At 70.7% G+C, this 21,565-nt stretch carries 20 protein-coding genes and 2 tRNA genes; 16 read left to right on the top strand and 6 right to left on the bottom strand.

Annotated features, from left to right (window positions below; all coding sequences use genetic code 11):
- Positions 1 to 37: 37 nt before the first annotated feature.
- Entirely contained in the window at positions 38 to 886 is an 849-nt protein-coding gene (locus tag ABTY62_RS11280) for a GNAT family N-acetyltransferase (RefSeq protein ID WP_352129177.1), read from the top strand.
- 15 nt (positions 887 to 901) lie between these two features.
- On the opposite strand, the gene ABTY62_RS11275 is transcribed toward ABTY62_RS11280, so the two are convergent.
- Entirely contained in the window at positions 902 to 1,450 is a 549-nt protein-coding gene (locus ABTY62_RS11275; protein ID WP_352129176.1) for a DsbA family protein, read from the bottom strand.
- 189 nt (positions 1,451 to 1,639) lie between these two features.
- Between ABTY62_RS11275 and ABTY62_RS11270 the strand changes: the two genes are divergently transcribed.
- Entirely contained in the window at positions 1,640 to 2,068 is a 429-nt protein-coding gene (locus ABTY62_RS11270) for a hypothetical protein (protein ID WP_352129175.1), read from the top strand.
- 67 nt (positions 2,069 to 2,135) lie between these two features.
- Positions 2,136 to 2,306: a hypothetical protein gene (locus tag ABTY62_RS11265; protein ID WP_311725771.1), complete on the top strand. Its 171-nt coding sequence runs from the start codon at positions 2,136 to 2,138 to the stop codon at positions 2,304 to 2,306.
- Between the two features lie 29 nt (positions 2,307 to 2,335).
- On the opposite strand, the gene ABTY62_RS11260 is transcribed toward ABTY62_RS11265, so the two are convergent.
- Together ABTY62_RS11260 and ABTY62_RS11255 are read right to left on the bottom strand one after the other, a co-directional pair.
- Positions 2,336 to 2,893: a CGNR zinc finger domain-containing protein gene (locus ABTY62_RS11260; RefSeq protein ID WP_352129174.1), complete on the bottom strand. Its 558-nt coding sequence runs from the start codon at positions 2,891 to 2,893 to the stop codon at positions 2,336 to 2,338.
- A gap of 256 nt (positions 2,894 to 3,149) precedes the next feature.
- A complete protein-coding gene (locus ABTY62_RS11255) occupies positions 3,150 to 3,563 on the bottom strand; it encodes an SsgA family sporulation/cell division regulator (protein ID WP_003959770.1) in 414 nt (137 codons plus the stop codon).
- Positions 3,564 to 3,753: 190 nt separating this feature from the next.
- Here ABTY62_RS11255 and ABTY62_RS11250 point away from each other — a divergent pair, with 190 nt between their 5' ends.
- The 9 genes from ABTY62_RS11250 to ABTY62_RS11210 all read left to right on the top strand — a co-directional run bounded on the left by ABTY62_RS11250 (position 3,754) and on the right by ABTY62_RS11210 (position 11,822).
- A complete protein-coding gene (locus tag ABTY62_RS11250) occupies positions 3,754 to 4,209 on the top strand; it encodes a TIGR02611 family protein (RefSeq protein ID WP_352129173.1) in 456 nt (151 codons plus the stop codon).
- A 72-nt stretch (positions 4,210 to 4,281) separates the two neighbouring features.
- Positions 4,282 to 4,353: transfer RNA gene (locus ABTY62_RS11245), tRNA-Val, on the top strand.
- A gap of 222 nt (positions 4,354 to 4,575) precedes the next feature.
- Positions 4,576 to 5,853 carry an ABC transporter substrate-binding protein gene (locus ABTY62_RS11240; protein ID WP_352129172.1) on the top strand — a complete coding sequence of 426 codons (1,278 nt, stop codon included), beginning with the start codon at positions 4,576 to 4,578 and terminating at the stop codon, positions 5,851 to 5,853.
- Between the two features lie 11 nt (positions 5,854 to 5,864).
- Positions 5,865 to 6,866 carry a carbohydrate ABC transporter permease gene (locus ABTY62_RS11235; protein WP_352129171.1) on the top strand — a complete coding sequence of 334 codons (1,002 nt, stop codon included), beginning with the start codon at positions 5,865 to 5,867 and terminating at the stop codon, positions 6,864 to 6,866.
- Positions 6,863 to 7,720: a carbohydrate ABC transporter permease gene (locus ABTY62_RS11230; RefSeq protein ID WP_311725776.1), complete on the top strand. Its 858-nt coding sequence runs from the start codon at positions 6,863 to 6,865 to the stop codon at positions 7,718 to 7,720. The genes ABTY62_RS11235 and ABTY62_RS11230 overlap by 4 nt, the downstream gene beginning before the upstream one ends.
- An 11-nt stretch (positions 7,721 to 7,731) precedes the next feature.
- Positions 7,732 to 8,349: a DUF624 domain-containing protein gene (locus tag ABTY62_RS11225; protein ID WP_352129170.1), complete on the top strand. Its 618-nt coding sequence runs from the start codon at positions 7,732 to 7,734 to the stop codon at positions 8,347 to 8,349.
- 68 nt (positions 8,350 to 8,417) lie between these two features.
- A complete protein-coding gene (locus tag ABTY62_RS11220; protein ID WP_352129169.1) occupies positions 8,418 to 11,150 on the top strand; it encodes an exo-rhamnogalacturonan lyase family protein in 2,733 nt (910 codons plus the stop codon).
- 67 nt (positions 11,151 to 11,217) lie between these two features.
- On the top strand, positions 11,218 to 11,685 hold the full coding sequence (locus ABTY62_RS11215; RefSeq protein ID WP_352129168.1) for an SRPBCC family protein: 468 nt from the start codon (positions 11,218 to 11,220) through the stop codon (positions 11,683 to 11,685).
- Positions 11,686 to 11,750: 65 nt separating this feature from the next.
- Positions 11,751 to 11,822: transfer RNA gene (locus ABTY62_RS11210), tRNA-Val, on the top strand.
- An 81-nt stretch (positions 11,823 to 11,903) separates the two neighbouring features.
- Here ABTY62_RS11210 and ABTY62_RS11205 read toward each other — a convergent pair.
- On the bottom strand, positions 11,904 to 12,629 hold the full coding sequence (locus ABTY62_RS11205) for a 3'-5' exonuclease (RefSeq protein WP_352129167.1): 726 nt from the start codon (positions 12,627 to 12,629) through the stop codon (positions 11,904 to 11,906).
- A gap of 210 nt (positions 12,630 to 12,839) precedes the next feature.
- On the opposite strand from ABTY62_RS11205, the gene ABTY62_RS11200 reads away from it, so the two are divergent.
- The 4 genes from ABTY62_RS11200 (at position 12,840) to ABTY62_RS11185 (ending at position 17,458) form a co-directional block, all read left to right on the top strand.
- Positions 12,840 to 13,418 (top strand): DUF4365 domain-containing protein, encoded by a 579-nt coding sequence (locus ABTY62_RS11200; RefSeq protein WP_352129166.1) that lies wholly within the window; start codon positions 12,840 to 12,842, stop codon positions 13,416 to 13,418.
- A complete protein-coding gene (locus tag ABTY62_RS11195; RefSeq protein WP_352129165.1) occupies positions 13,418 to 14,662 on the top strand; it encodes a hypothetical protein in 1,245 nt (414 codons plus the stop codon). The genes ABTY62_RS11200 and ABTY62_RS11195 overlap by 1 nt, the downstream gene beginning before the upstream one ends.
- A gap of 165 nt (positions 14,663 to 14,827) precedes the next feature.
- Positions 14,828 to 16,807: a threonine--tRNA ligase gene (thrS, locus tag ABTY62_RS11190; RefSeq protein ID WP_352129164.1), complete on the top strand. Its 1,980-nt coding sequence runs from the start codon at positions 14,828 to 14,830 to the stop codon at positions 16,805 to 16,807.
- A gap of 90 nt (positions 16,808 to 16,897) precedes the next feature.
- Positions 16,898 to 17,458: an HIT family protein gene (locus ABTY62_RS11185; protein ID WP_352129163.1), complete on the top strand. Its 561-nt coding sequence runs from the start codon at positions 16,898 to 16,900 to the stop codon at positions 17,456 to 17,458.
- A gap of 67 nt (positions 17,459 to 17,525) precedes the next feature.
- Here ABTY62_RS11185 and ABTY62_RS11180 read toward each other — a convergent pair whose 3' ends face one another.
- Both ABTY62_RS11180 and ABTY62_RS11175 read right to left on the bottom strand, forming a co-directional pair.
- Positions 17,526 to 19,181: an AbeC-like domain-containing protein gene (locus ABTY62_RS11180; protein WP_352129162.1), complete on the bottom strand. Its 1,656-nt coding sequence runs from the start codon at positions 19,179 to 19,181 to the stop codon at positions 17,526 to 17,528.
- A 149-nt stretch (positions 19,182 to 19,330) separates the two neighbouring features.
- Positions 19,331 to 21,544 (bottom strand): elongation factor G-like protein EF-G2, encoded by a 2,214-nt coding sequence (locus tag ABTY62_RS11175; RefSeq protein WP_352129161.1) that lies wholly within the window; start codon positions 21,542 to 21,544, stop codon positions 19,331 to 19,333.
- Positions 21,545 to 21,565 lie beyond the last annotated feature (21 nt).

Raw genomic sequence — 21,565 nt, 5'->3', positions numbered from 1 at the left:
TGGTGACGATCGTGCGTCGGGTAGGTAGAACACCATCGTGACCACCACCCTGCGGCCCACCGGGCCGGAACAGCACACCGACGCGGGCGGCCGGGCCCGCGCGTACGAGGTCTGTGTCAACGGCCGCGCCGTAGGCACGCTCCGCCTCGCCACCGACGACCGGCTGGGCCCGGAGGTCGGGCGGATCGAGCGGCTGGAGATCGACGAGCCGGACCGGCACCGCGGCCGGGGCACCGTCGCCGCGCTGGCCGCCGAGGAGGTGCTGCGCGGCTGGGGCTGTACGCAGGTCGAGGTGAGCATTCCGGCGCAGGCCACGACCGGGCTCGGGCTCGCGGGCGCGCTCGGCTTCGGCGAGCGCAGCCGCAACATGGTCAAGGAGCTGTCCGAGGCGCCCGAACTGCCGCCGGGCAGCGAGGTGCGGGCCATGGGGGAGGCGGAGTACCCGGCCTGGTTCGAGCACGAGCGGACCGAGCACATCCGCAGCTGGACGGAGCGTGGGGTGGCCGAGGAAGCGGCCCGGGCCAAGGCGGACACCGCCTACGCGACCCTGCTGCCGGACGGCCCCGCGACGCCCGGTGCCCTGCTGCGCGTCCTCGCCCACGACGGCACCGACGTGGGCACCCTGTGGCTGGCGATACGCCCCGAGGAGGGGGCGGAGGCAGGGGACGCCCTCGAGGGCTATGTCTACGGCGTCGAGGTCGACGAGGAGCACCGAGGGCGCGGCCACGGCCGCACCCTCATGCTGGCCGCCGAGCGCGACAGCCTGGCGGCGGGGGCCCGCACGATCGGGCTGCATGTCTTCGGCGGCAACACCGCGGCGCTGCGGCTGTACGAGTCGCTCGGCTACCGGCCGACCGAGTACCACCTGTTCAAGCAGCTGCTCTGAGGCGCGGGCGCCCGCTCACCGGGCGAGCAGCCGGTCGGCGATCGCCTCGATGCGCTCGCGCAGGCCCTCCTGGCTCTTTCCGCCGTCCAGCCGCTCGCCGCCGATCACATAGGTGGGGGTGCCGGCCACCCCGATCGCCTTGCCCTCGGCCTGGTCCGCGTCCACGATCAGGATGTGCCGCCCGTCGATCAGCGCGGTGTCCATCTCCTCGGCGTCGAGCCCCAGCTCCCGCGCGACGTCGACCAGCACCACCTCGCCGCGCGCGCCCAGCTCCTCGGCGCGGGCCAGCACGGCCTCGGCGTACGGCCAGCCCCGGCCCTGCACGATGGCCTCCTCGAGGGCCTGGGCCGCGGCGTGGGCGTGCTTGTGCTTCTCCAGCGGGAAATGCCGTATGCGGATCTCCAGGGCCTCGCCGTAGCGGGCGCGCAGCGTGTGCAGGTCGGCCAGCGAACCGCGGCAGTCGGGACACTGGAGCTCGCACCACACGTCGAGCACGGCGGGCTCGGGGCTGTGGTGCTCGGCGGCTTCGCCGGAGGCGGGGCGGGCAGGCTGGGGGTCGCTCATGGGGTCAGTCTTCCAGCCCGGAGCCGACTCCTCCGAATCTGCGCCGGAGAGACTGGTCGGGGAGGGGCGTCGGCCCGGGGGAGGAGTCGTTTCCCGGAGATGTCCCTGATCCTCATCCCCGATATGGCCGGAATGGCGCCGCGAGGGTGCAGGATGGAATACCGATATTCGACGGGCAGGAGGCCCCCGATGCTGACTGACACGGTCTGCGCCGCGGCGTCCGCGGCGGGCCTCGCTGTCGCTTTTCTGACGGCGTACCGCAAGCGGTTCCTGGCCGCGACCCGGATCGCCGCCTATGCGCTGCTGCCGGTGGGCCTGGCGCTGACGGGCATCCTGGGCTGGATCGCCGACCTGGTCTTCAAGCCGAGCGTCTGGCTGGGCTTCGGGGTGCTCGGCCTGTCCTGGCTGCTGTTCCTGGTGGTCCGGGCGGTGGAGCACCGGGGCGACGGCACCCGCAAGGAGCGGCGCGCGGCGGCGGAGCGGGGCGGGGCGCAGGCCCCCGCGCCGGTCGCGGGCGGCCGGCCGAGGGGAATCAAGGGCGCGGCCAAGTCCGGAGGCAGCTCGGGCACGGAGGACTTCTCGGATATCGAGGCCATCCTCAAAAAGCACGGAATCTGACGCTCAAACGATCAATACAGCTCTCGGGTCGCAGGTGGGGTCCCCCTGCGCCATGATCATGCGCGAGATGCTGCAAACACCCGGGGAGCCATCCCCCCTCGAAAGACCCCCCGCACCGCCGAGCGAGGAGCCACGTGGCTGTCTCTTCGCCCTCTCCCAGCCGCCGCTGATGCTCTTCCTCGCGTTCATAGGCACCCTGCTGTTCGTCACCGCCGTCCACGACCTCTACCGGTGGTGAGGGCCGCCCTGGGCCCGGGTCGGGCGTGCTCAGCCCGCGGCCTCCCGGCGCCGGGCCCGGTAGGCCGCCACATGCAGGCGATTGCCGCAGGTGCGGCTGTCGCAGTAGCGCCGTGAGCGGTTGCGCGAGAGGTCGACGAAGGCGTGTCCGCAGTCCGGCGCCTCGCAGCGCCGCAGCCGCTCCCGCTCGCCCGCCACCACGAGAAACGCCAGCGCCATGCCGCCGTCGGCGGCCAGGTGCTCGGCCAGCGACGCCCCCGGGGCGAAGTAGTGCACATGCCAGTCGTAGCCGTCGTGGTCGGTGAGCCGGGGGGTGGTGCCGGCCGCGGCGATCATCGTGTTGAGCAGCTCGGAGGCGCGCCGGGAGTCGGGCGCCGCGAAGACCTCGGCGAATCGGTCGCGCACCGCGCGTGCGGCCTCCAGATCCCGCTCCCCGAGCGTGCCGATGTCGCTGATGGCGTGGTCCGCCACAAAGCTGCGCAGCGTGGCGACATCCGCGAGGGCGTCCGGGCCGTCGTCCTCGGGCGAGGTGTTCACCAGAGCGACGACCGCGTCGAGCGCGCACCGGGTGTCGTGGTTGATCAGCACGGTTGGCTCCCTGGCCGGCCGGATCGGAGGCTGCTGTCGCCTGCCCTTCGATCTGACCGACTCTAGCGGGCCGTCCGCCCGGCGTGCGGACGATACGGCGGCGGACGATAGGGCGGTGCCGTCGCCGCGGACCGCTCCGCGGCGACGGCACCGCCGCCTGCCGTATGTCGTTGTCGATATGTCGCTGTCTTCCTGTCGCGGCCGGGCTCGCGCCGTCTCCCCGAGTCGGACGGCCGCGCTCAGCTCTCGCCGGGGCTCAGCTCTCCGCCAGGATGTGGGAGAGCTCGGTGTCGAGATCGAAGTGGCGGTGCTCGGTGCCGGGTGGCACCGCGGCGTCGGTCCGCTTCAGGAACGACTCCAGGGCCCGCGCCGGGGCTTCGAGCAGTGCCTCTCCCTCTGGGGAGCTCAGGGCGATGCAGACGACGCCCTGCCCATGGCTGCGGGACGGCCACACGCGGACGTCGCCGGTGCCGGTGGGCCGGTGCAGGCCCTCGGCGAGCAGGTCGCGGGCGAACACCCATTCGACCGTCTCTTCGGCTCCGGTGTGGAAGGTGGCGTGCACGGCGTAGGGATCGGCCGTGTCGTACCGCAGGCCCGCGGGTACAGGCAGTGAGGACTCGCTCGACACAACGAGGCGCAGGTGCAGCTCGCAGCTGACCGTGGTGTTCATAAGCGCCAGGGCCTTTCGCTCAGTGTGCGCTCGGGGATTCGCACGTCGGCGAAATCGACATGCCACCTACGGTGCCGTTGTAAACCCCTCTGACCGTTTTGTGGTCCTTCCAGTAGCTCTAGCAGCGGAGTCTCCGGGCAGCGGGTACCGCCATTCCGGTGACTCTTTTTGATCAGGTAAGTTGGGTCACATGAACGCGGAGAGTGACGAGCGGCAGGAAGTCGCCAAATCGGCGGCCTCGCAGGCCGCAGCGGGGGAGAGCGCCTCTGATGGGCCGGGTTTCGGCTCGCGGGCGCCGCACTTCATCCAGAAGTCCCGGGCGCTGCATCTGAGCTGGCAGGTCGGGGTGTTCGTCGTCGGGCTCGCGGTCGTGATCATAGGCATCATCATGCTGCCGCTGCCCGGCCCGGGATGGCTGGTGATCTTCGCCGGCATGGCGATCTGGGCGACCGAGTTCGTCTGGGCCCAGCTGGTGCTGCGCTGGACCAAGCGGAAGGTCACGGAGGCGGCGCAGCGCGCCCTGGATCCCCGGGTGCGCAAGCGCAATCTGATCCTGACCACGATCGGGGTGGTGATCTGCGCGGCGGCGGTGACCGTGTACGTGTGGAAGTTCGGGCTGGTCATGCCCTGGAAGATCAAGGAGTGAGCCGCCCCTGGTGGGGGCGGTGCGGTTGGTGAAGGGCACCGTCCGGCATGCGCTAGGGTTGGGCGTGCGCCAGGGCGATTAGCTCAGTGGGAGAGCGCTTCGTTCACACCGAAGAGGTCACTGGTTCGAACCCAGTATCGCCCACCCTGGACCGAGGGCCCGGAGGCTTTGATGCCTCCGGGCCCTCGGCGTTGTCACCCGCGGTGACGACCTGATCGGGTCGCTCTGGTGAAGCGCTTCGAATCGATCCTGTCCGAACCGTTGACGTCTCCGGACCTACCTTCATAACTTAGCCCGGCAAGCGCTTGCCTAAAACGTTTCAAGGCTCGTTGGGCAGTCGGATGACATGCCCGGGAGGGGCGTCTCATGGGTGCTCGATGGGTGCGGGGCGGCAGAGGTTTGCGAGCGGCCGCGGTGGGTCTGCTCGGGCTGGGGCTGCTGGCCTCGGGATGCGGCGGGAACAGTGGCTCGGGCGACGGCAAGGTGACCATCCGCTACTCCTGGTGGGGCGCGAAGGACCGCGCCGAACTGATCCAGAAGACGGTCGCGCTGTTCGAGAAGAAATATCCGAATATCGAGGTGAAGACGGATTTCGCCGAGTACGCCGACTTCTGGAGCAAGTTCAACACCCAGGCCGCGGGCGGAAACCCGCCCGATGTCTTCCAGAACTCGGTCGCTTTCCTGCGCAAGTACGGCGAGAAGAACATTCTGCTGGACCTGAATCAGCAGGTGAAGTCCGGAAACCTGAGCATGAAGGACTTCCGGTCCGGCCTGGAGAAGGCCGGTGAGGTCGACGGCAAGCTCTACGGTGTGCCGGTCGGCGTCAACACCTTCGCCATGTTCTACAACCCCGCCGAGTTCAAGAAGATCGGGGTGACCCCCAAGGACGGGTGGACCTGGGACGAGTTCTTCTCCGCCGCCAAGAAGGTCAGCCAGGACAAGGGGGACCTCTACGGCGCCAGTGACAACGCCGGGGTGATGTACCTCTACGACCTGTATCTGCGCCAGGAGGGCAAGGCCTTCTTCACCGAGGACAAGAAGCTCGGCTTCACCGAGGACGACCTCAAGAAGTGGTGGGGCGACTGGTACGCGAAGAACAAGGACGGCGTGCTGGTCCCGGCCAAGAAGAGCGAGCAGGTCAAGCCGAAGGCCACGATCAGCGGCGACCTCGCCGCCGCCGAGTTCACCTGGGACAACTTCCTGGTCCGCTTCGCCGCCGAGACCAAGACCGAACTCGACCTCGGCCCGATCCCGACCCTGGACGGGAAGCGGACCGGACAGTACCTCTCCTCGCTGATGCTGAGCGGCTCCAACCGCACCAAGCACCCCAAGGAAGTCGCGCAGTTCATCGACTTCATGACCCATGACCCCGAGGTCGGCAAGACCATGGGCTACAACCGCGGGGTGCTGCCCACCAACGCGCAGTACGACGCGTTCAAGCCCACCGGCGTGAACGCCAAGATCGCCCAGTACGAGGAGAGCGTCACCGACAAGCTGGAGCCGATCACCCCGCACCCGGCCGGCGCGGATGTCGCCGAGGCCGCCTTCCTGCGTATCTACGGCCAGGTCAACCAGGGCAAGACCTCGGTGGACGACGCCGTGGACCAGTTCTTCAGCGAGGCGAAGACCGCGCTCGGCTCCTGAGGAGATCTTCCGTGACCCCTACCAAGACCTCCGTGGCGGACGACCTCGGCCGGAAGGGATCCGCGCCGCGGAAGGCCGAGGCCCCGCCGTCCGCGCCCGCCGCCCTCGCGCGGCGGCGGGCGCGCCGGGAGACGCTGGCCGGGTATCTCTTCCTGACGCCGTGGTGCATCGGGATCCTGCTGCTCACCCTCGGCCCGATGCTCGTCTCGCTGTACCTGGCGTTCACCGACTACAACCTCTTCGACTCGCCCAAGTGGGTCGGGCTGAAGAACTTCCAGGAGATGTTCGACGACGACCGGTGGTGGAACTCGGTCGACGTCACCCTGAAGTACGTCCTGATCGGCACCCCGCTGAAGCTGCTGATCGCGCTCGGCGTGGCGATGCTGCTGGTCAAGCCCCGCAAGGGGCAAGGCTTCTACCGCTCGGCCTTCTACGCCCCGTCCCTGATCGGCGCCAGCGTCAGCATCGGCATCGTATGGCGGTCGATCTTCCAGGACGATGCGATCGTCGACAAGTCGATGAGTCTCTTCGGCTGGGACGTGGGCGGCTGGATCGGTGACCCGGACTGGATGCTGCCCACGCTCATCACGCTGACCGTCTGGCAGTTCGGCGCCCCGATGGTGATCTTCCTGGCCGGGCTCAAGCAGGTGCCCCGCGAGCTGTACGAGGCCGCGGAGATGGACGGCGCGGGGCCCTGGCGCCGGTTCCGTTCCATCACCCTGCCGATGATTTCCCCCGTGCTCTTCTTCAATCTGCTGCTGGAGATCATCCACTCGTTCCAGGTCTTCACCTCGGCGGTGGTCATCGGCGGCACCGGAGGCTCCGGGGCGGGCGGTCCGGCCGACTCGCTGCTGGTCTACACCTGGTACCTGTACGAGCAGGGCTTCCGCAATATGCGCATGGGCTACGCCTCCGCGATGGCGTGGATGCTGATGCTCGGCATCGGTCTGGTGACGGTGGTGCTGTTCAAGACTCAGCGCGGCTGGGTGCACTACGAGGAGGATGCCCGGTGAGCGCGTTGACCAGTACGGCCCGGCGCAGGGTGCGGTCCGTGGGCTGGCATGTGGGGGCGCTCGCGCTGCTGGCCGTGATCCTGTACCCCGTGGTGTGGGTGATCGGCGCCTCGTTCAAGCCCGGCGACAAGATCGTCGGCAGTCTGGAGCTGCTGCCCACCGACCCCATCACCGACAACTACCGGCGGCTGTCGGAGGGCATCGCCGACATCCCGATCACCAGCTTCTTCTACAACTCGCTGTTCATCTCGGTGGGTTCGGTGATCGGCGTGCTGTTCTCCTGCTCCCTGGCGGCCTACGCCTTCGCCAGGATCCGCTTCGCCGGGCGCAACGCGCTGTTCACGGTCATGATCGCCACGCTGCTGCTGCCCTTCCAGGTGCTGATCATTCCGCAGTACGTGCTGTTCCAGAAGCTCGACCTGATCAACACCTTCTGGCCGTTGCTGCTCGGCAAATACCTGGCCGTGGACGCCTTCTTCGTCTTCCTGATGATGCAGTTCATGCGCAACCTCCCCACGGAGCTGGACGAGGCGGCCCGGATCGACGGCTGCGGCCATCTGCGCATCTACTGGAACATCGTGCTCCCGCTGTGCCGCCCGGCCCTGATCACCAGCGCGATCTTCAGCTTCATCTGGTCCTGGAACGACTTCATCGGCCCCCTGCTGTATCTGAACACCACGGACAAGTACACGGTCTCGCTCGGGCTGAAGATGTTCATCGACCAGGACACCGTCGCCGACTACGGCGGCATGGTCGCCATGTCGCTGGTGGCTCTGGCGCCCGTGCTGCTGTTCTTCCTCGCGTTCCAGCGCTATCTGGTCGAGGGCGCGGCGACCTCCGGGCTCAAGGGCTGAGGGGCGGCCCCATGGACGTACGGGAGATGAGCCCCCGGTCGCGGGGCGGGCGGGCGGCGTCGCGGCGGGAATCGCGGCTGTTCCTCTTCTCCGTGTTCGCCGAGAGCCTGCTGACCGGGGTGTGGGTGGTGCTCGCCGCACTGCCCGTGGTCACCCTGCTGCCCGCCTTCGCGGCCGGCTGCGCGCATCTGCGCCGCCACCTGGACGGCGAGCGCTCCACCTGGCGGGACTTCCTCTCCGGGCTGCGGGAGGCGACGCGCAGCGGCTGGCGGTTCTCCCTCCTGTGGTGGGCGGCGCTCGCGCTGCTCGCCTTCGATCTGCGCGTGGCCCGCTCCGGGGCGCTGCCCGGAGGGCCCGTACTGATCGCCGTGAGCGTGACGGGGACGCTCACGGTGATCGTGCTCGGACTGCGCACCGCGGCCCAGTGGCGGCCCGGCCTCGGCTGGCCCGCCGTGGCCCGGGCCGCCGCGCGCCGCGGCCTCGGCGCCGACCTGGGCGGGTCGCTGCTGCTCGTCGGCGGGCTCGCGGTGGTCACCGTCGCCACCTGGCAGCTGCTGCCGCTGGCCGCACCCGCGGTCGGGGCCCTCGCGGCCTGCGCCGTCGCGGTGGAACGGCGAGCCCGAGCCTGACGGGCCCGCCGCAGGGCCCCTGGCAAGCCACTCATGTGATGCACCTGAACCCCGTTGAAAGGTTGCACATGTCTCCGATCCCCCGACGCAACGTCCTCAAGGCCGCAGCCGTCGCCGGCGCCGCGGCCCCGTTCTCCTGGCTGCTGGCCGGCAACGCCCAGCAGGCCACGGCCGCCGACAAGGCGGCTGACGACTCCGTGGACATCACCTGGCTGGAGGACGGCGGCCTCGGCGCGGCCCCGGGCAGCACCTTCGGCGTGCCGTGGCCGAAGGGGGCCCGGCCCGCGGATCAGAAGTTCGCGCTGGCCACGGCCGACGGCAAGGACGTGCCCCTCCAGACCTGGGCCACCGCCTACTGGCCGGACGGCTCGCTCAAGTGGACCGCACACGCGGCGGCGGACGGGCTCGACGGCGCCAAGACGTACCGCCTCACGGCCGGCGAGCCCGCGGCGCCCCCCAAGAAGGTCACCGTCGCCGAGAGCGGCGGCAGGATCACCGTGGACACCGGGGTGATCAAGGCCGTGGTCGGCAAGGACGGCGGGAAGCTCATACGCTCCGTCACCCGCGGCGGCACCGAGATCGCCCGCGACGGCCGGCTGGTCCTGCTCCGCCAGGGCGACATCGACGACGGCGACCACGGCAGCGCCAAGTGGGAGCGGTTCGACGGCGAGATCAGCGGCGCCGAGGTCGAGCAGAAGGGCCCCGTCCGCGCCGTCGTCCGCATCGACGGCAAGCACCGCAAGGGCGGCCGCCGCTGGCTCCCCTTCAGCGTCCGGCTCTACTTCTACGCGGGCGCCGACTCCTTCCGCATGGTCCACACCATCACCTTCGACGGCGACCAGGAGAAGGACTTCATCCGCGGCCTGGGCGTGCGCTTCTCCGTACCCATGCGCGACGAGGCGTACGACCGGCACATCCGGATCGCGGGCGAGGGCAAGGGGTTTCTGACCGAGGCGGTCAAGGGCATCACCGGGCTGCGCCGCGACCCCGGCGCCGCCGTCCGCAAGGCCCAGTTCAAGGGCGAGAAGCTGCCCGACCCGGCCACCTGGGACCAGCGGGTGACCACCCGGCTGCACCTCATCCCCACCTGGGGCGACTACACGCTCTCCCAGCTGTCCGCCGACGGCTTCGCGCTGCGCAAGCGCACCAAGCCGGGCCACGGCTGGATCCCCGCGGGCGGGGGCGGCCGGGCGGGCGGCTTCGGCTATGTGGGCGGCGTCAGCGGCGGACTGTCCTTCGGGCTGCGCGACTTCTGGGAGAAGTTCCCCGCCCAGCTCGACATCCGGGGCGCCGCGGGCGACGAGGCCGAGGTCACCCTGTGGCTGTGGTCGCCCGAGGCCCAGCCGATGGACCTGCGCTTCTACCACGACGGCCTGGGCCAGGACACCTACCCCGAGCAGCTCGAAGGCCTCAACATCACCTACGAGGACTACGAGCCGGAGTTCGGCACCCCGTACGGCATCGCGCGCACCAGCGAGCTGATGTTCTGGGCCAACGAGACCACCCCCGCCGCCGAGGCCCTCGTCGCCCAGGCCGCCGCCGTGCGCACCCCGCCGCAACTGGCCGCCGCCCCCGCCGACCTGGCCCGCGCCAAGGTCTTCGGCGGCCTGTTCGCCCCCGTGGACCGCTCGACCGCCGCCAAGGCGAACATCGAGGACCACCTGGACTTCCTCTTCACCTACCACAAGGGCCAGGTCGAACAGCGCCGCTGGTACGGGTTCTGGGATTACGGCGACATCATGCACACCTACGACGAGGACCGGCACCAGTGGCGGTACGACGTCGGCGGCTACGCCTGGGACAACTCCGAGCTGTCCCCCGACCTGTGGCTCTGGTACGCCTATCTGCGCTCCGGCCGCGCCGACATCTTCCGGTTCGCGGAAGCCATGACCCGCCACACCGGCGAAGTGGACGTCTACCACCTCGGGAAATGGGCCGGCCTCGGCACCCGCCACGGCGTACAGCACTTCGCGGACAGCGCCAAGCAGCAGCGCATCTCCACCGCCGTCTACCGGCGCCCCTACTACTACCTCACCGGCGACGAGCGCGTCGGCGACCTGATGAGCGCCCTCGTGGACTCCGACGAGACCTTCCTCGTCCTCGACCCGCAGCGCAAGGTCCGCACCGACCCCGACTACGAGCCGGACCCGCACGCCCTGTCCATCGGCTTCGGCACCGACTGGAGCGGGCTCGCCGGGGCGTGGCTCACCGAATGGGAGCGGCGCGGCCCCAAGGCGGAGAAGGCCGAGGCCAGGCTGCGCAGCACCATGGAGACCATCGCCGCCCAGCCCAACGGCTTCGTCCAGGGCTCCGGGCTCTACGACCTCGCCACCGGCAAGTACGCCGTCGAGACCGAGGCGAAGGTCAGCGTCTCGCACCTGTCCGCCGTCTTCGGCCTGGTCGAGATGTGCGCCGAGCTGATCGACCTCATCGACCTCCCGAAGTTCAAGGAGGCCTGGCTGGACTACTGCCGCTACTTCAACGCCACCAAGGCCGAGCAGAAGGCCCGCTACGGCACGGACTTCGGCTCCCTGCTGCTCTTCCAGGGCCACTCGCGGCTCGACGCGTACGCCGGGGCGCAAGCGAAGGACGAGGCCCTGATCAAGCGCGCCTGGCAGAAGTTCTCCCAGGGGGACGGCTACCCCGACGCCACGACCGACTGGAAGACGGTCAAGGTGGAGGGGCCCGCGGTGCTGGAGCCGGGTGTCGAGGCCACCTGGGTGTCCACCAACTCCACCGCCCAGTACGGGCTGGCCGCCATCCAGAACCTCGCGCTGATCGGGGACAAGCTGCCGGGCTGACCGGAACCGGAGCGGCCCGTCGGCCCGGCGGGCCGCTCCCGGGCCGGATCCGCCGCAGACTGGTGGGATGGACTGGTGCCGTTACCGCTTCCGGAGCCACTGGGACCTCGACGCCCCGCCCGCCGCCGTCTACCGGCTGCTCGCGGCGGGCGACGACTACCCCGGGTGGTGGCCGCAGGTCCGGGAGGCGGTCAGGAGCGACGAGCGGACCGGCATCGCCCGCTTCCGCTCCATGATCCCGTACGACCTGGTCATCACCGTCCGCGAGGCGCGCCAGGACCCGGCGGCCGGGGTGCTGGAGATGACGTTCTCCGGCGATCTGGAGGGGTGGGCGCGCTGGACCGTGACCGCCCGCGGCAGCGGCGCGCGCGCCCTCTTCGAGCAGGATGTGGTGGTCCGCAAGCCGCTGCTGCGCCGCTTCGCGCTCCCCGGCCGCCCGCTCTTCCGCCTCAACCACGCGCTGATGATGCGCGGCGGGCGGCGGGGGCTGCGGGCGCGGCTGGCCGCGCGGCCGCCCGGCGCGCATTCGGTTTGAACGAAACCCACCACGACCTGTATTGTTCAGGTCGTTCCACCGGGGATTACCCCACCGGGACACCCGGGCGATTAGCTCAGTGGGAGAGCGCTTCGTTCACACCGAAGAGGTCACTGGTTCGAACCCAGTATCGCCCACCTCACGAGGCCGGGCCGCCAGCAGGCGGCCCGGCCTCGACGCATCTGGGGGCGCGTCCGCGGACACCGGGCACCGGACACCTACGCCGCGGCGGGCAGCTCCGGCCGCAGCGGCCAGGCCGGGTCACAGGTCTCCTCCGAGCCGTTGAGCGCGAACCACGCCTGGAGCCCGCGGGCCTGCGCCGCGTACCACACCGTCTGCCGGTCGTGCAGTTCGGTGGGCGTCATCGTCCCCAGGCGGGAGGTGAAGCGGCGGCCCACCGCCCGCACCACGTCCAGGGCGGCCGTGGCGTCCGCGGCCGCGTCGTGGGCGCCCGTCAACTCCACGCCGTAATGCGCACACAGGTCGGTGAGGGTGCGGCGGCCCTTGCGGTACCGGTCGAGGTGCTTGTCCAGCACCCGGGGGTCGAGGATGGCCAGCGAGCGCAGCGAGACATACGAGGACAGGCTCGAGTTGCGATGCCGCCGCAACTCCCGGTCCAGCAGGGTCAGATCGAACGGGGCGTTCATCACCACCACCGGGGTGCCCCGCGCGGCCTGCTCGGCGAGCGCCCGCGCCACCTCGTCCACCACCGGGGCGGGCCACCTGCCGTGCCGCTGGAGGTGGGTGTCGGTCAACCCGTGTATCGCGCTCGCCGCTTCGGGCACCGGTATGCCCGGGCTCACCAGCCAGCGCCGTGTCTCCGGCAGGCTCCCGGCCCCACGCTGGACCACCAGCGCGGCGGACACGATCCGGTCCTGCTCGATGTCGATTCCCGTGGTCTCCGTGTCGAATGCGGCGAGAGGCCCCTCGAACCAGGACGGCATGGCCTCAACTCCTCGTGCTCGCTCACCAGATGGCACCTACAACCCCGCCCCACCTGGTGATACCCGAGGACAACGGCTCGAACCGCCGCCGTTTGCAGACGGCCTGACGCGGAGACAACACACCTGTATGGGCTATAACGCCCCTGCCGTAGCCGGGGGAGGACCGAGCCCTGCGGAACTGACCGGCAACACCGGAAGGCGCTCGACGACATGGCGCTCGCGCAGCCCGACCCGGCCGCGTCGGCGAGCAGTCTGCTGCCCGAGCGGATCGCCCCGCCGCGAGGCTCCCTCGCCACCACCGCCTGCATGGAGACCCTTCAGGTGGGCTATCTGCACGCGGTCGCCGCGGCGGCCGGCTGCTCCCTGGCGCAGCCCTTCCCCGACCACGGCATCGACTGGCACCTCAGCCACAGCGCGCGCGGCCACACCGTCGACGACGAAGTGACGATCAAGGTGCAGCTCAAGGCCACCTACCAGCTCGCACCCCGGCCGCCCGGGCCGACCTTCTCCTTCACCCTCGACAACGACCACCTGATCAAGCTGGCCCGCACCCCGGTGTCGGTCCACAAGATCCTCGTCGTGATGATCGTGCCCCGCGCCCGCGACGACTGGGTACGTGCAAGCCACGACCGGCTCGCGCTGCTCCACTGCTGCTACTGGACCAATCTGGCCGGCCACCCCGTCACGGGCAGCCGCCGGACCACCGTGCGGATCCCGACCTCGCGGGTCTTCGACGACCGCGCGCTCTGCGAGATCATGGCCCGGGTCGGGGCGGGAGGGAGACCCTGATGGACCGGTACCGCCGCGAGCCCGTACCCACCCCAACCACCCCACCTGTCCCAGCCACACCGCCCGTCCCGTCCCCGGACGAGGTGGACCCCGCCGTGCTCGGCGCCCTGCTGGCCCGCCACGGCTGGCGGCGGCGTGGGGGAGCGGTGGGGCAGTACGGGCGGTGGACCCCGCCGGGCGACCCGGCCGGCGGCACCAGCCTGCTGGTGCCGCAGAGCCGGGAGTTCCCCGACAGCGCCGACCTGCTGGGCGAGGTGATGACCGCGCTGGCCCGCAGCGCCGCGCCGTCCGCCCGCGAGGTGCTGATCGGCCTGGCCGTGCCCAGCGACGAGATCCGCTGGCGGCGCGAGGTGCCCGAGCCCCGCGCGGGCGCCCCCGCCTGGAGCGCGCAGGAGCGGCTGCGCACCGCCGCCCGTGCCACGCTGCTGGCCGGTGCGCTCGCCGCCCGGGGGCGGGCGGGCTACCACGGGGCGCGGCACCGCCGCGAGGCCGAGGCGGCCCTGGAGCGCGTCCTCGTCGGCCCGGCCGGCCCCGACGGGCGCGAGCTGACCGTCTTCGTGCCGGTGGAGCGCGGGCGGGCCGTCACCGCGACCCTGCTGCGCGCGCTGTACGGGCTCCGCGACGCCGTGGACTACCAGCGGGCCACCGGCAGGCAGGAGGCCTTCGACGCCGCCGTCGAGGCGGGCGTGAGCCGTGAGCTGACCGAGGCGGTCGTCGCCCTCGTCGAGGGGACGGAGGGGGCCCGGGTGGCGCTGGAGTGGTCGCCCGGGGCCGGGCCGCCGCGCGGCTCTGCGGCCCGGCCGGACCCGGTGGAGTTCAGCCCCGGCGACCTGCCGGCCCTGCGGGAGGCCGGCGCCCGCTACGAGCGGGCCGAGCCGCCCGTGCCGGTGCGGGTCACCGGCGCGGTGACGCGGCTGCGCCGCACGGGGCCCGGCGGCCCCGGCACGGTCCGGCTGCGGGTGCTCGCCGGCGCCGAGGTGGCCCAGGTGCGGATCACGCTGGAGGAGGACGACTACCGGATCGCCGTCCACGCCCATCTGGTGGGGCTGCCGATCCGGGTGAGCGGCAGGCTGGAGAGCCGGGGCGGGTTCCGGCGGATCACCGGGGCCACGGACGTCACACCGGTGCAGGTCGACGAGGCCGAGCGGGACCGGCTGCTGAAATCGATGCAAGAGCATTTGGGCGTCGCGGCCTTCTTCGAGGAGGCGTGCGGCGGGCCCGAGGAGGCGCGCGACGAGCCCTGACACCCTGACCAGGACCGCCGGCGCCCCGAAGGCGGGCTCCGGCCGGGCCCATGGGGCGGCCGTGATCGTCCCGGTAACCGTTTCGCGGTCCGGCCCCCGGGCTCGGTACGATTCACGCTGCGCAGCAATCGCTGCTCCGAGTGATCCATCAGTCAGGAGAGACCGGTGTCAGACGTCCGTGTGATCATCCAACGCGATTCCGAGCGGGAAGAGCGCGTGGTGACCACGGGCACGACGGCGGCGGCCCTGTTCGACGGCGACCGCTCGATCGTGGCCGCGCGCGTGGGCGGGCAGCTGAAGGACCTGGCGTACGAGGTCGCCGAGGGCGATGAGGTCGAGCCGGTCGAGATCACCAGCCAGGACGGCCTGGACATCCTGCGCCACTCCACCGCGCATGTCATGGCGCAGGCCGTGCAGGAGCTCTTCCCGGAGGCCAAGCTCGGCATCGGCCCGCCGATCAAGGACGGCTTCTACTACGACTTCGACGTCGAGACCCCGTTCCACCCGGACGATCTCAAGCGCATCGAGAAGAAGATGCAGGAGATCATCAAGCGGGGCCAGAAGTTCTCCCGCCGCCCCGTCACCGACGAGGCCGCGCGCGAGGAGCTGGCGGCCGAGCCGTACAAGCTGGAGCTGATCGGGCTCAAGGGATCGGCCGCGGACGCCGCCGAGGGCGCGTCCGCCGAGGTCGGCGCCGGTGAGCTGACCATCTACGACAACCTCGACGCGAAGAGCGGCGAGCTGTGCTGGCGTGACCTGTGCCGGGGGCCGCACCTGCCCACCACCCGGAACATCCCGGCGTTCAAGCTGATGCGCAGCGCCGCCGCGTACTGGCGCGGCAGCGAGCGCAATCCGCAGCTCCAGCGGATCTACGGCACCGCCTGGCCGACCAAGGACGAGCTGAAGGCGTATCTGGACTTCCTGGTGGAGGCCGAGAAGCGCGACCACCGCAAGCTGGGCTCCGAGCTGGACCTGTTCTCCTTCCCCGACGAGCTGGGGTCGGGCCTCGCGGTGTTCCACCCCAAGGGCGGGATCATCCGCCGGGAGATGGAGGCGTACTCGCGGAAGCGGCACGAAGAGGCCGACTACGAGTTCGTCAACACCCCGCACATCACCAAGGCGAAGCTGTTCGAGACCTCGGGGCACCTGCCGCACTACATGGAGGGCATGTTCCCCCCCATGGAGTTCGAGGGGCAGGACTACTACCTCAAGGCCATGAACTGCCCGATGCACAACCTGATCTTCAAGGCGCGCGGGCGGTCGTACCGAGAGCTGCCGCTCCGGCTGTTCGAGTTCGGCACGGTCTACCGCTACGAGAAGTCGGGCGTCGTCCACGGCCTCACCCGGGCCCGCGGCTTCACCCAGGACGACTCGCACATCTACTGCACCAGGGAGCAGGCGCCGGACGAGCTGGACTCCCTGCTCACCTTCGTGCTCGACCTGCTCCGCGACTACGGCCTGAACGACTTCTACCTGGAGCTGTCCACCCGGGACGACAGCGACAAGTTCATCGGGACGGACGAGCAGTGGGCCGAGGCCACCGACCTGCTGCGACAGGCCGCCGAGAAGCAGGGCCTCGAGCTGGTCATGGACCCGGGCGGCGCGGCCTACTACGGGCCCAAGATCTCGGTCCAGGCGAAGGACGCGATCGGCCGCACCTGGCAGATGTCGACCATCCAGGTCGACTTCAACCAGCCCGCCCGGTTCGAGCTGGAGTACACGGCGGCGGACGGCTCGCGGCAGCAGCCGATCATGCTCCACCGGGCCCTGTTCGGATCCATCGAGCGCTTCTTCGCGGTGCTGCTCGAGCACTACGCGGGCGCCTTCCCGGTCTGGCTCGCGCCGGTCCAGGCGGTGGGCATCCCGATCGGCGACAGCCATGTGCCGTACCTCGAGGAGTTCGCGGCGGAGGCCAAGGCGAAGGGGCTGCGGGTTGACGTGGACTCTTCCTCGGACCGGATGCAGAAGAAGATCCGCAATGCTCAGCGCGCCAAGATCCCGTTCATGATCATCGCTGGTGACGACGACATGGCGGCCGGGGCGGTCAGCTTCCGCTACCGGGACGGCTCGCAGAAGAACGGGATTCCCAAGGCCGAGGCGATCGCCGAGATCCTTGACGCCGTGGAGCGCCGGATCCAGGTGTGATCTCGGCCCCGCACGCGCGGGGCTACGTATTCGAGGGGCGGCCCCGAACGGGGTCGCCCCTCACCGCATCCTCATCGGCCCTGGACGAATATGCTGGCCCGCATGACGAGTGAGCCGGAGCAGCAGATCGGAGTGGGGACGCCCGACGCGTTCCAGCGCCTGTGGACACCCCACCGGATGGCCTACATCCAAGGCGAGAACAAACCCACCGGCCCGGGCGCCGGGGACGGCTGCCCCTTCTGCTCGATTCCGGAGAAGTCCGACGAGGACGGGCTGATCCTCGCTCGGGGCCGGCATGTCTACGCCGTGCTGAACCTGTACCCGTACAACGGCGGACACCTCATGGTCGTCCCCTTCCGGCATGTGGCCGACTACACCGAGCTGGACGCCGCGGAGACGGTCGAGCTCGCGGAGTTCACCAAGGCCGCCATGGTCGCGCTGCGTGCCGCCTCGGGCGCGCACGGTTTCAATATCGGCTTGAACCAAGGATCCGCCGCGGGGGCCGGGATCGCGGCCCATCTGCATCAGCATGTGGTGCCGCGCTGGGGTGGGGACACCAACTTCATGCCCGTGGTCGGCCACACCAAGGTGCTGCCCCAACTGCTGGCCGACACCCGCCGGATGCTCGCCGAGGTCTGGCCGCGGGCCTGACGTTCCGGCCTTCCCGCGGTGACGGCCCCGGCCCCGGCCGTGCGGCCGGGCCGGGGCCATCGACGACCTACGCGTCGTACAGGTCGGCCTTCTTCGGGGCCGCGTCCTGGACCTGGCCGCTGAGCGCCAGGGAGCGGTTGCCGAAGCGCTCGGTGTCCACGCCGTGGTGCTTCAGCACGCCGATCGCCGCCTCGTGGACCACCCGCAGCACCGGGGTGGCGGTGCGCAGTGCGTCGTCCGCCATGAACCGGTGGCGCCAGGGCTTGTCCGCCCAGGCGTGGCGCAGGCCGAACGGCTCGGGCAGGGCCAGCTTGCCGCCCAGGTAGTCCAGCAGCGGCGGATACCAGGTGAAGGGGGCGCGGACGGCCAGCCGCACCACCTCCTTGGCGTCCACCAGCGGCAGCGGGATGGACTTGGTCTCCCAGAACCTGAAGGTCTTGCTGACCGTCTTGGAGGGCGCGGAGGGCTTGGAGGTGAACAGGGGGTGCACCGGGCCCAGGGCGTGGCCGGTGACCTCGATCCGCATGGTCTTGTGCAGGAGGGTCACCGTGATCAGCAGGGTGATCACCAGCTGGCCGTCCCAGAGGACGAACTGCACGCCCAGGTAGTGCCGGTCGCCGGAGTCGAACTGCTGCTCGTCGCAGATCCGCTGGAGCTCGACGCCCTTTATCTGGAAGCCCTCCCCTTCCGAGGTGCCGCCGCGCGCCACCGACTTGGCGCCCTCGCCGACCGCCGACACCACCCAGTGGCGCACCGATGGGGTGGGGAAGCCTCCGGTGTGCAGGGGGCTGCGCTCCAGCATCCGCAGCTGGTCATGGATCGCGCGTATCACGTCCCAGCTGCGGAACGGGTCGATCTCCTTGTCGGGGTCGGCCGACACCAGCTCCTCGGCGAGCTGCCAGCTGCCCCAGCGCGTGCCCATGCCGAGTATCCCCTTGGCACCGGCGTAGAAGACCACATTGCTGTGCTGCTCGGCGGTGAGCTTGTGCAGCGCCTTGCGCAGCTCCTCGGCCGAGGTCTGGCCGGGGTGGTTCGGCACGGTCTCGGGGACCTTCGCGCCGATCCCGCCGCCCGACAGCAGGCCGCTCCAGGCCTCCCGGAGGTTCTTGGCCGTGCGCTCGCTGATCTGCTTGGCCACGTACCACCCGATGACGGGGGCGACGATAACGCCGCGCAGATAGAGGCCCAAGAACCCGTCGAAGGGGAGCTTGATCAGGAAGATGAGGGTCACCACGGCGAGCACCGCCAGGAAGATGGTGCCGAGCGCCCCCATCCGCTTGTCCTGGGACCCGGCGACGGTGCGCCGCAGCTGGAAGGCGCCGAGCCACAGCAGCACCCCGGGGAGGAAGAGCAGCCCGAAGACCACCATGACCACGGTGAGCCGGGCATCCCGGGTCTTGCGGATGCGGTTGGCCGCCAGGCAGTGCTCGACCACCGTCTGAGGCTCCATGCCGAAGGACTGGATCACCTGGCCGCGGCCGCCGCCGAGCATCCGCATCTGCACCGCGCGCGAGAACGCCTCGCCCAGATTGGGCTCGAACAGAGAGATCTTCGGTGGTTTGACCTCGGAGACCGTCCACTCCGAGTTGGCATCGAGGAGCTTGGCCGCCGGGCCGTCGCGATAGGCGGCCGAGGCGAGCGCCTGCGTCGCCGCGGTCTGGCCTGCCGCGCCGGAGAGCGGGATCTGCGCCCCCGGGCTGAAGTCGAATACGTCCGCCGTCACCAACGCCCCCAATAGCGCATACTGCTTGAGCTGCGACCTCAGCGTATCGGGGTGTGCGGTCCCTGTCGCCAGGGCGTCGCAAGCCTGTGGACAACCGCGCCCGGCCGCCCGCCCCACGCGAGTTGGGGCGGGCGCTCGGCGAACGTGCCTCAGGCCTCGGACTGTTCCTGGATCCGGTCGGCCAGCTGCGCGGGCATCGGTTCATGGCGGGCGTACGAGCGGCTGAACCGCCCGGTGCCGTGCGACAGTGATCTCAGGTCGACGGCGTACCGGCCGATCTCGATCTCGGGGACCTCCGCCCGGATCAGCGTCTGGCCGCCGCCCGACTGTTCGGTGCCCACGACCCGGCCGCGCCGGCCCGACAGGTCGCTCATGACCGCGCCGACGTATTCGTCGGACACCAGGACCGACACCTCGACGACCGGTTCCAGGAGATGGATCCGGACGTCGGCGGCGGCTTCCCGCAGCGCGAGGGCGCCGGCCGTCTGGAAGGCGGCGTCGGAGGAGTCCACCGAGTGGGCCTTGCCGTCCAGCAGGGTGACCCGCACATCGACCAGGGGGTAGCCGGCGGCCACGCCCCGCGCCGCCTGCGCGCGCACGCCTTTCTCGACGGACGGGATGAACTGCCGGGGCACCGCCCCGCCGACGACCTTGTCCACGAACTCGATGCCGGAGCCCTCGGGCAGCGGCTCCACCTCGATCTCGCAGATCGCGTACTGTCCGTGCCCGCCCGACTGTTTGACGTGCCGCCCGCGTCCGGCGGACCGGCCGCCGAACGTCTCGCGCAGCGACACCTTGTACGGCACCGCGTCCACCTGCACGCCGTACCGGGAGCGCAGCCGCTCCAGCGCGACGTCCATATGGGCCTCGCCCAGGCACCACAGCACCACCTGGTGGGTGTCCTGGTTCTGTTCGAGGCGCATCGTCGGGTCCTCGGCGACCAGCCGGCCGAGCCCCTGGGACAGCTTGTCCTCGTCGGCCTTGCTGTGCGCCCGGATCGCGACGGGCAGCAGCGGGTCGGGCATCTCCCAGGGCTCCATCAGCAGCGGCTGGTCCCTGGCGGAGAGGGTGTCCCCGGTCTCGGCGCGGTTCAGCTTGGCGACGCAGGCCAGATCGCCCGCGATGGCTTGGTTGAGCATGTGCTGTGCCTTGCCGAAGGGCGTGGTGAGGGCGCCCACCCGCTCGTCCACGTCGTGGTCCTCGTGGCCGCGGTCCGTGAGTCCGTGGCCGGAGACATGCACGGTCTCGTCCGGGCGCAGCGTCCCGGAGAAGACCCGTACCAGGGAGATCCGGCCGACATACGGGTCCGAGGAGGTCTTGACCACCTCGGCGGCCAGCGGGCCCTGGGGGTCGCAGTCCAGCCGTGGGCGGGGCTTGCCCTCCGGGGTGGTGACGGTGGGGGCCTCCCGTTCCAGGGGGGTCGGGAAGCCGCCGGTGATCAGTTCGAGCAGTTCGGTGGTGCCCAGGCCCTGTTTCGAGCCCTCGGGGGCGGGCGCGGCGGCCAGCACGGGGTGGAAGGAGCCGCGGGCCACGGCCTTCTCCAGGTCCCCGATGAGCGTCTTGACGTCGATTTCCTCGCCGCCGAGGTAGCGGTCCATGAGGGTCTCGTCCTCGCTCTCGGCGATGATCCCCTCGATCAGCCGGTTGCGGGCCTCCTCGATCAGCGGCAGCTGGTCGGGCGCGGGCGCCGCGTCGGTCCGTACGCCCGAGGCGTAGTCGTACACCCGCTGGGAGAGGAGTCCGATCAGCCCGGTCACGGGGGCGTGCCCGGCTGCCCCTGCCTCTGGCCCATGCTCGCCGCGCAGCGGCAGATACAGCGGCAGCACCGCGTCGGGGTCGTCGCCGCCGAAGGTCTCCCGGCACAGCTCGGTCATCTCCTCGAAGGAGGCGCGCGCCGCCTCCAGGTGCGTGATGACCAGGGCGCGCGGCATTCCGACGGCCGCGCACTCGTCCCACACCATGCGGGTCGCGCCCGCGATGCCCAGGGCGTCCTGGGACGCCGAGACGACGAAGAGGGCCGCGTCCGCTGCCCGCAGACCGGCCCTCAGCTCCCCGACGAAGTCGGCGTACCCCGGGGTATCCAGAAGGTTGATCTTCACCCCGTCCCAGGCGACGGGGACGAGGGAGAGCTGGACCGAGCGCTGCTGCCGGTGCTCGATCTCGTCGTAGTCGGACAGGCATCCCCCGTCCTCGACCCTGCCCGCCCGGTTGATCGCTCCGGTGGCCAGCGCGAGGGCTTCCACCAGTGTTGTCTTTCCGCATCCGCTGTGGCCGACCAGCACCACGTTCCGTACGGAGCTGGGCCGGTCGGCCGTCGCCGCCCTTCCGGCGGCCCCTGATTGCGTGCTCGTTTTGTCGCCCATGTCTCGCCTCCAGGTCGAGAT

Origin of the sequence: Streptomyces sp. NPDC097640 (assembly GCF_040302705.1) — a bacterium.
In the GTDB taxonomy this organism is placed as follows: domain Bacteria; phylum Actinomycetota; class Actinomycetes; order Streptomycetales; family Streptomycetaceae; genus Streptomyces.
This window is presented reverse-complemented; position numbering and strand designations above follow the sequence as displayed.